The organism is Aureivirga marina (assembly GCF_015767265.1).
In the GTDB taxonomy this organism is placed as follows: Bacteria; Bacteroidota; Bacteroidia; order Flavobacteriales; family Flavobacteriaceae; genus Aureivirga; species Aureivirga marina.
In genome coordinates this window covers 107,646-122,470 of record NZ_JADPIB010000003.1, presented here as the reverse complement: position 1 = coordinate 122,470, position 14,825 = coordinate 107,646, and the positions used below count along the sequence as shown (strand labels likewise).

General features: G+C 27.7%; 13 protein-coding genes. 7 read left to right on the top strand and 6 right to left on the bottom strand.

The window, feature by feature from the left end; translation table 11 throughout:
• Window positions 1-4: 4 nt before the first annotated feature.
• Entirely contained in the window at window positions 5-904 is a 900-nt protein-coding gene (locus I1A51_RS07355; protein WP_231373986.1) for a MerR family transcriptional regulator, read from the bottom strand.
• A 131-nt stretch (window positions 905-1,035) separates the two neighbouring features.
• Here I1A51_RS07355 and I1A51_RS07350 point away from each other — a divergent pair, with 131 nt between their 5' ends.
• Entirely contained in the window at window positions 1,036-1,833 is a 798-nt protein-coding gene (locus I1A51_RS07350; protein ID WP_196892580.1) for a formate/nitrite transporter family protein, read from the top strand.
• 71 nt (window positions 1,834-1,904) lie between these two features.
• Complete coding sequence (locus I1A51_RS07345) at window positions 1,905-3,104, top strand: CotH kinase family protein (RefSeq protein WP_196892579.1); 1,200 nt, start codon at window positions 1,905-1,907, stop codon at window positions 3,102-3,104.
• Between the two features lie 101 nt (window positions 3,105-3,205).
• Here the strand turns inward: I1A51_RS07345 and I1A51_RS07340 are convergent, their stop codons facing one another.
• A complete protein-coding gene (locus tag I1A51_RS07340; protein ID WP_196892577.1) occupies window positions 3,206-4,576 on the bottom strand; it encodes a S41 family peptidase in 1,371 nt (456 codons plus the stop codon).
• Window positions 4,577-5,227: 651 nt separating this feature from the next.
• Between I1A51_RS07340 and I1A51_RS07335 the strand changes: the two genes are divergently transcribed.
• The 4 genes from I1A51_RS07335 to I1A51_RS07320 all read left to right on the top strand — a co-directional run bounded on the left by I1A51_RS07335 (window position 5,228) and on the right by I1A51_RS07320 (window position 8,530).
• Window positions 5,228-5,476 carry a DUF2061 domain-containing protein gene (locus I1A51_RS07335; RefSeq protein WP_196892575.1) on the top strand — a complete coding sequence of 83 codons (249 nt, stop codon included), beginning with the start codon at window positions 5,228-5,230 and terminating at the stop codon, window positions 5,474-5,476.
• 41 nt (window positions 5,477-5,517) lie between these two features.
• A complete protein-coding gene (locus tag I1A51_RS07330) occupies window positions 5,518-6,141 on the top strand; it encodes a phosphoadenosine phosphosulfate reductase domain-containing protein (RefSeq protein WP_196893176.1) in 624 nt (207 codons plus the stop codon).
• 6 nt (window positions 6,142-6,147) lie between these two features.
• A complete protein-coding gene (gene cysD, locus I1A51_RS07325) occupies window positions 6,148-7,050 on the top strand; it encodes a sulfate adenylyltransferase subunit CysD (protein ID WP_196892573.1) in 903 nt (300 codons plus the stop codon).
• Window positions 7,051-7,282: 232 nt separating this feature from the next.
• Entirely contained in the window at window positions 7,283-8,530 is a 1,248-nt protein-coding gene (locus tag I1A51_RS07320) for a sulfate adenylyltransferase subunit 1 (RefSeq protein ID WP_196892571.1), read from the top strand.
• A 148-nt stretch (window positions 8,531-8,678) separates the two neighbouring features.
• Here the strand turns inward: I1A51_RS07320 and I1A51_RS07315 are convergent, their stop codons facing one another.
• The 3 genes from I1A51_RS07315 to I1A51_RS07305 all read right to left on the bottom strand — a co-directional run bounded on the left by I1A51_RS07315 (window position 8,679) and on the right by I1A51_RS07305 (window position 13,816).
• On the bottom strand, window positions 8,679-10,775 hold the full coding sequence (locus I1A51_RS07315) for a M48 family metallopeptidase (protein WP_196892564.1): 2,097 nt from the start codon (window positions 10,773-10,775) through the stop codon (window positions 8,679-8,681).
• Between the two features lie 158 nt (window positions 10,776-10,933).
• Window positions 10,934-12,925, bottom strand: coding sequence for an endonuclease (locus I1A51_RS07310; RefSeq protein WP_196892562.1), 1,992 nt, complete (start codon window positions 12,923-12,925; stop codon window positions 10,934-10,936).
• A gap of 321 nt (window positions 12,926-13,246) precedes the next feature.
• The gene (locus I1A51_RS07305; RefSeq protein WP_196892560.1) at window positions 13,247-13,816 is read right to left on the bottom strand and encodes an NAD(P)H-dependent oxidoreductase; all 570 of its coding nucleotides are present in this window, start codon (window positions 13,814-13,816) and stop codon (window positions 13,247-13,249) included.
• A 110-nt stretch (window positions 13,817-13,926) separates the two neighbouring features.
• Here I1A51_RS07305 and I1A51_RS07300 point away from each other — a divergent pair, with 110 nt between their 5' ends.
• On the top strand, window positions 13,927-14,310 hold the full coding sequence (locus I1A51_RS07300) for a winged helix-turn-helix transcriptional regulator (protein ID WP_196892559.1): 384 nt from the start codon (window positions 13,927-13,929) through the stop codon (window positions 14,308-14,310).
• 58 nt (window positions 14,311-14,368) lie between these two features.
• On the opposite strand, the gene I1A51_RS07295 is transcribed toward I1A51_RS07300, so the two are convergent.
• The gene (locus I1A51_RS07295; protein WP_196892557.1) at window positions 14,369-14,743 is read right to left on the bottom strand and encodes a hypothetical protein; all 375 of its coding nucleotides are present in this window, start codon (window positions 14,741-14,743) and stop codon (window positions 14,369-14,371) included.
• Window positions 14,744-14,825: the final 82 nt, after the last annotated feature.

Below are 14,825 nucleotides of genomic sequence, written 5' to 3'. Positions count from 1 at the left end.
TTATTTAAATTTTAGTTAATATATTTTTTAAAGACTTAAAAAATTGAATATCAATATTTTGAGTATTAAAATTAAATTCTAAAATATTTCTATTTACTAACCAAAATTCATGTTTTGTATCTTTAATATAGTCAGATATTTGCTTGATAAACTCTTGTAATTGCTTTTTGGAAGGGGTTATTATGAAGTTAGTGATAAAAATTATTTTTTCAAAAGAAGAAAAAAGTGTTTTTAAATTATCTAATGGAACATTCCTTCCAAGATAGATCACTTCACAATTTCTAAGCAATAATTCATATTGTAAATATAGAATTCCAAGTTCATGAATCTCATTTTCTGGCAAGAATAAAACATAAACAGGTTTGTTTGGATTTCTTGGGTTTAATTGTAGTTTATCTATATTAATTTGAATTTTCTGCGCAATCAAATTTGAGATAAAATGTTCCTGTGCTGGAGTTAAAGTATTTGTTTGCCAAAGCATTCCAATTTCATTTAATAAAGGAATAAAAACTTCAGAAAAAACTTCTGTAAATGTTTTATTTACAAGTAATTCATTATATGTTTTATGAAATAGAAAAGCATCAAATTGAAGCATTGAAATCTTGAATAAATTAATGGCTTCTGAATTTTTTGCTTCTTTACTTGCAACTTCTTTTGCCTTTAAAAAAAGTTCTTCATTTTCTAATTTTGCAATCTTAGAAATCTTATATCCATTTTCATAAAGTAAAACAATATTTAATAATTTTTGAAAATTGTATACATCGTAATAACGAATATTTCCTGAAGTTCTATTTGGAGAAAGTAGTTCATATCTTTTTTCCCAAATTCGAATTGTGTGTGCTTTAATCCCTGAAAGATTTTCTAAATCTTTTATGGTAAACTCTGTTTTAATTATGTTTGACAAATCTTTATTATTTTTAAACAAAAATACAATTTTTTAAAATAAAAGTCATTTCTAATTTTTTGCTGATTAATATCATGTTTAGTTGTTTTTTCATCAATTACATTTGCCGCTCTCATAGGAAAAGATACATGATGACGGATCAAAAAATATACGAAAACCCAATAATTAATGAAGTTTATACAAACGCTCTTAAAAAAGAAAAATTTAGTTTAAACAAGTTTATTTTACTTAGTATTTTAGGTGGAGCATTTGTTGCTTTTGGTTGTATTTTAGCAATTATTGTTGGTGGAGGCTCTATTGGAATTGGCGCTGAAAATCCAGGTTTGCAAAAATTTCTTTTTGGTGCAGTTTTTCCAGTCGGTCTGATATTGGTGGTTTTAGCCGGCGCGGATTTATTTACAAGTGACTGTACTATTATGACAATTCCAGTTTTACAGAAAAAATCCTCTTTTAAAAATTTGCTAAAAGTTTGGTCCGTTTCATATGTTGGGAATTTTATAGGTTCTGTTTTTATTGCTTTTTTCCTTGTGTATTTAACAGGAATTCTAGCTTCAGAACCCTATTTAGAAAGTTCTATTAATATTGCAATTGCAAAAACGAGCAATCCATTTTGGAAAACATTTTGGAAAGGAGTTGGTGCAAATTGGCTGGTTTGTTTGGCAATTTGGTCTGCTTTTGGAGCAAAAAATACTTCTGGTAAAGTATTAGCAATTTGGTTTCCAATTATGGCTTTTGTAACATTTGGATTTGAACATAGTATTGCAAATATGTTTTTTATTCCAAATGCGATGTTACACGGAGCAGATATTTCAATTGGAACATTTTTATGGAAGAATTTACTTCCAACTACTCTAGGAAATATTCTTGGAGGGGCAATTTTTGTAGGGATGATTTATGGTTATATTTTCACAAAAAAAGAGGAATGTTAAACATATTTTAAAATTTCACCTTTACAAATAAAAGTATGCTAGATTTGTATGCTTATTAACAAAACATAATAATGAAAAAATATTTTTTAAAAATTGCTATTTTATTTTCTGTATTAACTCTAAGTTGTAAAGAAGATGATTCTAATTCAATAATTGTTGAAGAACCTACTTTTCTTCCTTTATTTTCCATAGAAACTGAAAATGAAGAACCTATAAATTCAAAAGAAGATTATATAAAAGGAACTTTAACTTTAGAAAATCAAGTTTTTGAAGAAATTAAAATTAGAGGAAGAGGAAATTCTACCTGGGCACTTCCAAAAAAACCTTATCAAATTAAGTTAGATGATAAAGAAGGTATTTTAGAAATGCCTAATGATAAGAAATGGATTTTATTAGCAAATTATTCTGATAAAACATTATTGAGAAATTATTTTGCTTTTAGCTTAGGTTATATCAGTAATTTGGAATGGACTCCTGAAAGTAAATTTGTCGATGTTGAAATTAATGATGAATATGTTGGGGTTTATCAATTAACTCAAAAAGTAGAAGAATCTTCAAATAGAGTAAATATTGGAGATGATGGTTATTTATTAGAAGTAGATCAATTAAATAGAATTGATGTTGATGATGTTTATTTTCAAGCTTCTAAATCTAATTATTATTTTAATATTAAAGAACCAAAGCTTGATTTAGATAGTGAAGAGTATAATTTTATTGTAGATTATTTAAATAATTTTGAAGCTACTTTATTTAGCGATGAAGAAAAATCTTTAGAAGAATTATCTGAATTTATTGATATTGATTCTTTTGTAGATTGGTATTTAATTAATGAAATTGCTAAAAATAATGATGCTATCTTTTATTCAAGTGTTTATATGAATTTAATTCCAGGTGAAAAATTAAAGATGGGACCAATTTGGGATTTTGATATTGCTTTTGGGAATGTAAATTATAATGGAAACGAAAAACCGGAAGGATTTTGGATTAAAAATGCAGCTTGGTATCAACGATTATTTGAAAATGATGAATTCAAACAAAAAGTAAAAAATCGTTTTGAATATTTTTATGAAAATAAAGAAGCACTTTTAGATCAATTAAAAAAACAAGCAAAACACATTGAGTTATCAAGAGAAACTAATTTCGAAACATGGGAAATTTTAGGAACATATGTTTGGCCAAATTATGTGTTTTTTGACACCTATGAAGAAGAATTGACTTATTTGGAAGATTGGTTTTTAGATAGAATGAATTGGCTACATAACAATTTATAAAATCTTTCTTTCAAAAAAGTATAAATTAAGGATGTTATACGGTTATATTTTTATAAAAAAGGAAGAAAGTCCAACTATTTAGTTGGACTTCTTTCTATTATTTATTTTTTCTTCAAATATTTTACTGCAAAATCTAAAACAGGATCTTCATTATTAATAAAACTTTCCACTGTTGTTTCTACAACAATATCTGGTTGAATTCCTACACCAACAAATTTTCTTCCATCAGGATATGTATCTTCTTTTGTACAAACTCTCGCTTTTCCTCCTCCTGGTAAATCCATAAATAAAGGTTGTCCCGTACTTCCATTTGTTGGAGCTCCAATTTTTGTGAAATGCTTTTGTGTATCTGCATAAATTAAAAAATCTTCTGCTGCTGAAGCTGTACTATGACCAATTAAAACTACAGTTGGAACAACAACTCTTGTTTTAATTTCTGAACTAGAAACTCCTTGCATTGTTCCCATGTCATGCATTAAATTATCATTTGCAGCTAAAAACCAATCTTTCTTTCTCTCATTATTCACTGTATCTTTTGGCTTAGTCCACATTCCCCACGCTTTATATGAAGCAATATGTTTTCTAGTTCTTGTTTTAGAACCTAAAAACTCTGTATCATTTGATAAATATTTTAGAATTTCTAAACCTGTATCAGAATTTCCTCCTCCATTTTCTCTAGTGTCAATAATTAATTTTTTAGCTTTTTTAAGTTCAGGTAAAATTGCTTTAAATTCTTCTATAATTTTTGGATCATTAAACGAGTTCAAAGCAACATAAGCAGTTTTCTTTTTTAACCATTTAAATTCTAACAATTTTTGATTAAAAGGAGGAACAATTTTTTCTTCTTTTACATCAGCATGAGTAACTTTTAGATTTTTAATCGTTCCATTTGGTAATTTAATTTCCAAATCATAGCTAGTTCCTACAAAACCTTTTAACATATAAAGCGTTGAAATATCTTGTAAACCATAATCCGTTGAAGAACTCATATATGGTTTTATGTTTTTATCTAAATGTTCCTGTGTCGAAATTCCATTTACTTTTAAAATTTCTGTTCCAATTGGCAATTCTTCTAATTTGCTTTCATTTACTCGCGTAATAATTGCTCTATTTTGAATATTTTCAACATAGAATCGATAGTCTCCAAAATAAGTTGTATACATTAAGTCTCCTATTTCTTTTGGATAATATACATTTGTATGTCCATCTTTTAGAAAGGCACAGAATTTTGTCAATAATTTATAATATTCATAATCATTTTTTGTTTCTTGAACATCTACAATCATTTTTTGATATAATTTATCCCATTCTTCTCGGTCAATATCATTTAAATAGATAAAATTATAATTAACTTCTTGCCAGAATTTTGACAAACCAAAAACTTTTTCTGCTTTTGATAATTTATTTGGAATTTCCTGTGCAAATAATTGCATACAAAAAAGAGCGATACTAAATACAAGTAGTTTTTTCATTCGTTTGTGATTTAAGTTTGGATTAAGCAATATTTATACTTTAAAGGTAATGACTACTCTATTTCGTTTTTGTGACAAATTTTAAAAAAATAATTACATTTTTATTCTAAAAATTCTTCTAAATGAATGAAATCTTTACCTAAACTCTTTCGAAAACATTAATTTTAAATTTTAAAACAAGTTGATTTTTATATGCTGAATGATAATTTAAATTACTTTTTCTTTCAAAAATATATTTAGAAATAAAAACTGTTCTTTTTGTTTTTACCATATCTCTTATTTCATTGCTTTTTTGTCTTGATCAGAAAATTATAGAATAATTTCTGTCATATTTAAAATAAAGTCTGATTAATTCTTGATCCTTGTTCATTTTATTTTTTCATTGAATTGTTAAAAAAATAATAAAAAAACGAAATCTTGTAAGTTTTTAACATTCATAAATAGGAAAAAATCATTTTCCAACAAACACAAGTTATAAACACTGTAAATCAGAATTTTAGCATTCTAATTTTTCTAACATTATTTCTAATTTTTCTTCTTTAAAAATCCTCTATAAAAATATTTTTCATAAAAAATCGGATATAAATCAGTTCTTAACTAAAATATTTTTTATAGGTTTGCATTATTAACCTAGTAAACCGATAGGGTAATATGTTTATAGAGAAACTATTTAGCCTAAAACAAAAAAAACAAGCAGATTCTGAAGAGAAACTTTCAAGAAGTTTAGTCAAAACAATTAGTTGGCGTATTGTAGGAACCGTTGATACAATTTTTATTTCTTGGTTAGTTACTGGAACATTATCCTTAGCTTTTTCAATAGGTTTGATAGAGTTGGTGACAAAAATGACACTATATTTTTTTCACGAACGAATTTGGAATAAAATAAAATGGGGAAAATAAAAGAACCTTTTATGACAACAGAAAAAAATAATATTGCTTCCATGAGAGAAAGTCAGGAAGTTTTAAATAAATACAACGAGGAATTCAAAGATAAACATCCATCAGAAATTGTAAAATGGATTTTATCCTTAGCTAAAAATCCTGTAATAACTACAAATTTCCGTCCTTATGAAGCTGCAATTTTAAACTTAGTAGCTACGGAAGATAAAAACATCAAAACTATTTGGTGTGACACAGGATATAATACTCCAAACACATATCAACATGCAGAGGAAATAATTGAAAAGTTAGAATTAAACATTCAATTATACGTTCCAAGACAAACTGCTGCTCACAGAGATGTTGTAATGGGAATTCCTGATGTAAATGACCCTAAACACACAATTTTCACAGAACAAGTAAAACTAGAACCTTTTAAAAGAGCAATGTCTGAGCATCAACCTGATGTTTGGTTTACGAATTTAAGAAAAGGACAAACTGCTTTTAGAGATAATATTGGGATTTTTAGTTTTAGTAAAGATAGAATTTTAAAGGTAAGTCCTTTCTACTTTTGGTCAGATGAAGAATTAGACATTTATTTAGAAGAACATAACTTACCAAACGAATTTAAATATTTCGACCCAACAAAAGTTTTAGAAAATAGAGAGTGTGGTTTACATAATTAAGAAAAAATGAATAACGATACATCACATATTAATCCGTTGGAAAGTGAAGCTATTTTCATCATGCGAGAAGTAGCTGCACAGTTTGAAAATCCAGTTTTATTATTTTCAGGAGGAAAAGATTCAATCACTTTAGTAAGATTAGCACAAAAAGCATTTTATCCTGCTAAAATTCCTTTCCCTTTATTACATATTGATACTGGACATAACTTTCCTGAAACAATTAAATTTAGAGATCAATTGGTAGAAGAATTAGGTTTAACGCTAATTGTTCGCCATGTTCAAGATTCTATTGATCAAGGAAAAGTGAAAGAAGAAACAGGAAAATATTCAAGTAGAAATACATTACAAACGACTACACTTTTAGATGCCATTGAAGAATTTAAATTCGATGCATGCATTGGAGGTGCAAGAAGAGACGAAGAAAAAGCAAGAGCGAAAGAACGTATTTTCTCTGTACGTGATGATTTCGGGCAGTGGGATGAAAAAAACCAACGTCCAGAACTTTTTGACATGTTAAATGGAGATATTGAACATGGACAAAATGTACGAGTTTTTCCAATTTCAAACTGGACAGAATTAGACGTTTGGAGTTATATTGAAAGAGAAAATTTAGAAATTCCTTCTATTTATTTTTCTCATAAAAGAGATACTTTCTTACGAGATGGAATGATTTGGTCTGCTTCAGAGTTTGTACACCGAGAAGAAGATGAAGAAGTTTCTACTAGAACCGTTCGTTTTAGAACTGTCGGTGATATGAGTTGTACGGCTGCTGTAAGTTCTTTTGCTTCTACAATTTCAGAAGTTGTTGCTGAAATTAGAAGTTCTACAATATCAGAAAGGGGAGCTAGAATTGACGACAAACGTTCAGAGGCTGCGATGGAAAGCAGAAAGCAACAAGGTTATTTCTAAAACAAAACAAAATTAATTTTTTAAGTTCTGAATAAAATAGTTAGTTAATTTATTTTTCCCCTTTTTTAAATATTTGGGGAGTGCGCTTCACTCTTGGAACAAAAGAAAACATGATAGAATAATTGAAGAGTGGTATAGGATTATAATAGTAAAACTTGGTTGGTTTTTTTAGTTGAAAAAAAGCACTCCCCTTTATTTAGGGTTTTATTCAGAAAAACAATATTGGATTACAATGGAAGTCTTAAAAATAGGAACAGCAGGAAGTGTCGATGATGGGAAAAGTACCTTAATTGGTCGAATTCTTTACGATACAAAATCTCTTACAACAGATAAATTAGAAGCAATTGAAAGAACAAGTAAGCAAAAAGGATTTGATTATTTAGATTTTTCTTTAGCTACAGATGGTTTGGTTGCAGAAAGAGAACAAGGAATTACAATTGATGTGGCACATATTTATTTTTCAACAAATAAAAGAAGTTACATTATTGCAGATTCTCCTGGACATGTAGAATACACAAGAAACATGGTAACTGGAGCTTCTACTTCGCAAGTTGCAATTATTTTAATTGATGCAAGAAAAGGAGTTGTAGAACAAACAAATCGCCATTTCTTTATCAACAATTTACTTCGAATTAAAAATGTAATTGTTGCAATTAATAAAATGGATTTAGTAGATTATTCAGAAGAAGTTTATACTAAAATTAAAACAGATTTTGAAAAATTAATCGAAAAAAGAGAATATAAAGAACAAGAAATTTCATTCATTCCTGTTAGCGCATTAAAAGGTGATAATGTTGTTTCTACTTCTGAAAATATGTCTTGGTATTCTGGAGAATCTATTTTAGAACATTTAGAAAGCTTAAATATTGAGAATATATATAATGAAGGAATAATGCGTTTTCCTGTACAATATGTTATTCGCCCTAAAACAAATGAATATCACGATTTCAGAGCATACTCTGGAAAAGTTTATGGAAATTCATTGACAGTTGGTGATGAAGTTGTTGTACTTCCTTCACAAACTACTTCTAAAGTAAAAGAAATTCATTTTTATGATGAAAAATATGAAACGGCAAATAAAAACACTTCTGTTTCTTTGACTTTAGAAGACGACATTAATGTAAGTCGTGGAGATATGATTGTAAAAGTAAATGAATTACCAAAAATAGAAAAGCAACTTTCTGCCACTGTTTGTTGGATGGATTCAGATTTCTTATCTTCGGGCAAAAAATATGCTTTACAGCATGGTGTGAATAAAGTATTGACAAAAATTGACTCAATTCAACATAAAATAAAGCCAGATTATTCTGGTATCGAAACAGAAGCAAGTCCTGTAAAAATGAATGATATTGTTTCTGTAACCTTAAAATTAAATAAGCCTATTTTCTTTGATTCTTTTAAAGATAATAAAGAAAATGGAGCATTTATCTTAATTGATCCACAATCTAACAATACTGTTGGAGTTGGGTTTGTTGAGTAATTTTAATTTTCTTTCAGTTTATTACATACAAACACGCGTTGATAAGACTAACTCCTTCAAGTTAGTCTTATTTTTTTGTATTATTTTCATAAAAAAAATCTACCAAATTAATGATAGATTTTTAAATTATTTCGTCTTTAAAATTCTGTTATTCTTGTTTCAAAACTTTTATTTGTTCTAAACTTTCTTTTTGATTTTTAATTAATTTTTCTTGATAAACCAACAATTCCTTTTTGGTATAAAAATATCTTCTAGAATTTAAATAAGAACAATCAGAAATCACATTGAACAACATTGTAATATTTTTTTCAAATAAAGATTGTTTACCAACATACTCCCAATCTTTGGTAAGATAAGCTTCCATATTCTCTTTTACTGCAATTATAAATTCTTCTTTTAAAGCTTCATCTTCTAAATAGCTTTTGGCTGTTTCTTTAAGTTTTTTCTCAAAAGAAAATAAATTCGAAAAATTTCTTTTTGCATCTTCAATTGTCATTGATGACTCATGTAAAAACTCCAATTTTTGCATCATTTTTTGATATAACTCCTCTTTTTCATCAAATTCTTTATCAATATCAAACAATTTTTGATACAATTCTTTTAATTTGTTCTTATCCTGTTTTTGTTCTAATTTCAAAAAGAAATAAAATATATTTTGATCGTTTTCTTCAATTATTCTATCTAATTTTTCTTTTTCTTTTTTAATTTTTGAAATCAATGAAGAAGCATCTTTACTGTGATATTTTCTACCATCATAATCAAATGTTTTAATTGAAATTTCTTTAGATTCAATTAATTTTAAAGTTTCCAAATCACGATTATAAGCTAATAAAGTATATACTCGATTTTTAATTTCATCAGAAAATAATATTTTTTCATCAAAATTAACATCCTTAGAACTAGATTCATTTATATCAAAAATTACAGGATTTTTAGTATTATAATATTCATTATATAAATCTGAAAAAGTATTTTTTAAATGATTTTCAACATATTTTCTTTCAAATTCTTGAAATGAAATAGTGGAAGTTTCTCCTTTATATTCTATTTGTTTAAAAAAGTTAAATGTAAATTCTTCTTGGATTTTCTCAATATCTTTAAAAATAGAATTCGCAGATTCTATAGTAGAACTTGTAGTTTTATAGTTTAAATTCTCTAACTTTTCAACTCGATCTTCTGTGCTTGGATGCGATGCCCATTGATCTTTTATAACTAGTTTTGATTTATTAAATTTATTTAAATAATCTAAAGAAACTTGAGGATAATTTTCTTTAATTTTTATCTTGTTGTTTTTTGCAAGAAAATTCATTACATAAAATTGATCTTTATAAAAATTATGTGACTTTATATTTTCATCGTAAAAATCATTATAAAAATGATAAACTTCATTTAAAGCATAATCACATAGGGACATTCTTAAAAGCGACGTTTGTAAAGGTTTACTTCCTGTAATACTTGCAGCAATTTCATCTGCATGAAACTCCATTTCTCGTGACAAAGCCAAATGATTTTTATTTACAATATGATATAATTGAATTAAAATCCATCTGATTCCTAAAACAATATAGGCAGTTATCAATACAAATAAGGAAACAATTTGAGAAATATTTGCTACACCTTGCATCGTTTTATCAAAAAATTCATCATCATTAAGCATGTTGTAAATCACATGATTTACATGATAAACATAACTTCCAATTTTCATTGTTTTCTGAGAAAAGTGTCCAAATTCATGTGCTAAAATACTTTTCAATTCATCTTTTGTACATGTATTTATAAGGCCTAATCCAATATTTAAGTTTTTCTGAACAGGAAAAAACATACTCCAAAAACTAGAATCATAAAATACAGAAGCATTTACCTCAGGAGAAAGGTAAACTTTCTTAGGGAAATTCGTTCCTACCTCATCTACAATTTCATCAATCATTTGAAACAATTCTGGTTGCTCATTTCTTGTAATTTCTTTCAGGCCTGTTCGATCTTTTTTATGAAAACTAAAAACGAATTTTACTAAAAAGATAAAAATTAGAATTCCCATACTTGCAATTCCTCCACCGATAAGAAATGTAAAAATCATCGGTTTTGCAGCGATAATTGAAATTCCTCCATAAAGACATAAAATCGTAATTCCAATAGCAAAAGCTAATAAAATTAGATAACTAATAATAAAAACAATTATTGAAATAATCGCATTTGTGGTTTGCTTTCTAAACTCAAGTGAGAGTTTTACTTCCTTTTCTTTCATAATTTATTTTTTTAAGCTTATTTGAATAAGCAATAGCAAATTTGCTCCAAAAATAGAAAATGATTTTAATAAAACAAGGAAAGACTTCTTTAAAAATAAAGCATAAAAAAACCTGCCTCAAAACGAGACAGGCTATATTGTAACTTAAAAGGGGGATGTTACTTTCTTATCACAATTCTTTCTGAAATTCTCTCTGAGTTATTCTCTAATAAAATAGAATACACTCCAGATTTCATATCTTGAACATCAATTTGTTTTGTTTCTGTATTTCCTTTCTTTACAACTTTTCCTAACATATCATAGATAGTATAATTATAAGTTGTAGAAGAATTAATATTTAATACTGTAGTTACAGGGTTTGGATAGAAACTTACTGTTGAAGTAATTACATTTTCATTTGTATTCGCAAATCTTGCACTTGAAATATTCACTTTATAATCTTCTACTTCACCATAATCAAATGTTTCACAAGCTGTTCCATCTGCGTCATATTTCATTGAAACTCTCATTTTTGTAGTTCCAGTTAATGCACTACTTGGAATCGTGAAAGTAAAACTTCTGTTTGATGATGAAGAAGAACTGTTTTTTACAACATTTTCACTAGATTCAAAAGTTCCATTTTTGTTGAAATCAATCCAAACGTTCCAAAACTCTGTATAACTTTGTCCAGAGAATCCAGCACTTAAAGTAATTGAATTTGAACCTTTAGAAACATAAGCAGTTTTATTTACATCAATATATCCTCCATTATCTGAAGAACTATTTGTCATTCCTCCTAAAGCAACATAATCAATCCACTCATAAGAAGAATCAGATCCTTTTGAAGTACAATAGTTTGTTGGTGTTGGAGTTGGCGAAGTTGAAGATGAACCTCCAAAAGATCCTAATCCGCTATACGTATCAATACTTAAAGAATTCCACTCTCCAGATTTGTTGAAAGTAGTATTTCCTTTACTTACAGAAGATTTTCTTTCTAGAGTTGTATTTTGAGCGAAATAAGTACTTCCTCCATTATAATTTCCAACAACATCAATTAAAGTATTGTTTTTAAATAAACCTACGGGATCATTTCCGTTGAAAGTCAAAGCAGAACTATTTGTAGTTACATCTGCTTTTGATTTTAAAGTAGAAGAAGCATATGTATAAACAATTACATATGTTTCGTTATTTGCTAAAGTTCCAGATAACGAATAAGTTGAAGACCAACTTCCGCTTCCATTTGATTGTTTCTTTAAAGAATAGTTTGATAAATTAACAGTATTTCCTGTTTTATTTACGATTTCAATCGCTTTATTATTAGAAGAACCTTCTACATATTCAGAAATAAATAAATCATCACCTGAAGGCGTTGGATTTGTTGTTCCAGATCCAAATCTGTCTTCTGCTTGTGGTCCTCCCCAAATTGCTGTAGCAAATGCAGGATTGTCAATAAATGGATTTCTGTTTCCTTGTAATCCTTCTAAAACTGGGTTTCTTTGTAATTCTAAAGGAGAAACTGGATCTTCAGCATTCCATTCTAAAAATAATTGTAACATGTTTGAATCAGAACTAGCAGAGCTACCAACACCTACATTTTTTGGTAAACATCTGTTTCCGTAACGTAAATACATATACATAATCATTCTTGCTACATCACCTTTCCACTCATCTCCAGGATACCAATTTCCATTGATAATTCTAGATGTACCTGAATTGTCAACAAATTTTCTATTTCCTCTAGTACTGTTTTTATTAGCATCTGCTGGTCTTAAATTGTGTGCATCCGCTCCAGCTCCAGAAGTTCCTAAATTTGGAGTTCCTAAAGATTTTGGATAAACATGTTCTCTATTCCAAACATCTTGTCCTCCACCATAATCATTTTTACCACGAGTTCTATCATTATGGAAATCGCTATCAAAATCGTTATAACCATAAATTAAAAGAACTTTTGATGAATTTGACGGATCAAGATCTGTTTGCCTCAAAGCATTCCATACACCTGGTGTATAAGAAAGATTTGTGTGATGTGTCGAAGTAATTTTTGAAGCTAATGCATTCTTCAAAGTCGTTCCAGTTGCATCTACATTCACATTATTGTAATATGCCGGAACCTGTGCAAACACACAAAATTGTGTGATTAATAGAATAAAAAAAAGTAATTGTTTCTTCATCTTTTTAGACGGTTTAATTTTTAAATTATCCGGAAACGAAGGTAAATAACTTATATTAATAAATTATTTCGAAAACATTTACTTACTTATTTTAAGTTATTTAAAACGGAAAATATAAATCTCTTAATTTACTTAAGATTAAAAAATTAAGTTAAAATAGTATTAGTTCTAAGTTAACAAAACATAACAATTTCATAACATTAAAGCCTATGATTTTATGCCAAAAATGGAAAAATCTGATAAACAACGGATTATAAAATGCAATAAAAATGTTAAAAAAAAGACTTTGATACTAATTTATCAAAGTCTTTTTTAGCATTATTAATAATAATTCTGCAAACTTTCTAAGTATATCTTTCTTTCATCATTTGTTCCAAAAGCTACATTTCCAAAGAAAATAGTTTCTGATTTCATTCCGCAAAAATCAAAGATTGCTTCATCTGTAACTTGTTTAATACTTTTATGCATTCCTAATTCTTTATAATAATCATAAGGTGCTCCAGTATTGATAAAAGCTTTTGCTGATTTATCTTTAAATAGACCTTCTGCCCCACTTTCATCATAAGTAAAAGCAAAACCATTAGAGAAAACTCTATCAATAAAACCTTTTAGCATTGCAGGCATTTGTCCCCACCATAATGGATAAACAAAAGTCAATTCATCTGCCCAAGAAACTAAATCTTGGTATTTTTTTATGTCTTCTGGAGCTTCTTCTCCTCCATACATATAACCTAAATCTTTTTCATCAAAAACAGGATTAAATTTATCTGCATATAAATCAATTGTCTTGAAAACTTCTCCTCTTTCTTTTAAAATTTTCTCAATTTCTGTAACAATAGCTTTAGAAAAGCTATCTGAATTAAAATGTGTGTATATAATTAAATGATTCATTTTTATAAAGTGTTTTCGTTTTTAAACTTTAGTAAAAGTAGCCTTTAATGCTTATTTTTGCAGCATTCAGACTTACTTTTTGAAAAATAAGTAGTAACGAAAATGTAACCATGACAAAGAAAAAAACGAAAATTCCAAATGCTTGTCCAATTGTAAATGCCTTTCATTTAATTGGCGGAAAATGGAAACCTTATATCATTTATTATTTACAAAAAAAGAACCAGCGATTTGGAAAATTACACTTTTTAATTCCAGATATTTCAAGGAAAGTGTTGACAGAACAATTAAGAGAAATGGAAAGTGACGAATTAATACATCGTAAAAAATTTGATGAATCACCACCAAGAGTTGAATATTCATTAACAGAAAAAGCAAAAGAAGTCATTCCGATTTTAGAAGCATTAGGCGAATGGAGTTTTAAGATTCATAAAGAAAAAATGACGGAAAGTCTGGATGAGGAAATTTATATCGATTATTGTCAAGATTATTTATAAAAAAAGGAAGTAATTTTCGTTACTTCCTTTTTAAATTTTAATTCTATCTCAAATAAAATTACCATAAAGATTGCACAACTTTGGAACCATGTAAAATAGTCATATTACACTTTTTTAACCATACCATCATCGGTTCAAAATCTTTCCAAACTGTTTGTCCTAATCGCCAATGTTCTGCAACACCTTCTTCCGATTCATAAATTTCAACCATCAAAAAAACAGTATTCCCAGTTGGCGTTAACTCAATAGCTAAAGGATCTAAAAACTCAGGCCCGTGTGCTATATCATAAGAAATCATTTTAAATTTTCCTTCTTTATAATGTGTTTCTTCCATAAATTTCGCATGACTTGCAAACAATCGCTTTCCTTCTTCCACTTCTTTTGGTCCTGCAATTACTTGCATTGAAATCAATACTTTACCTAAATTTGACATAATTTATTGTTGTTTTAATTATAAAAACAAAATTAATTTCATTCTAAAGTTCGTTGATAACCAAAGTAAACTTAAAAACAAC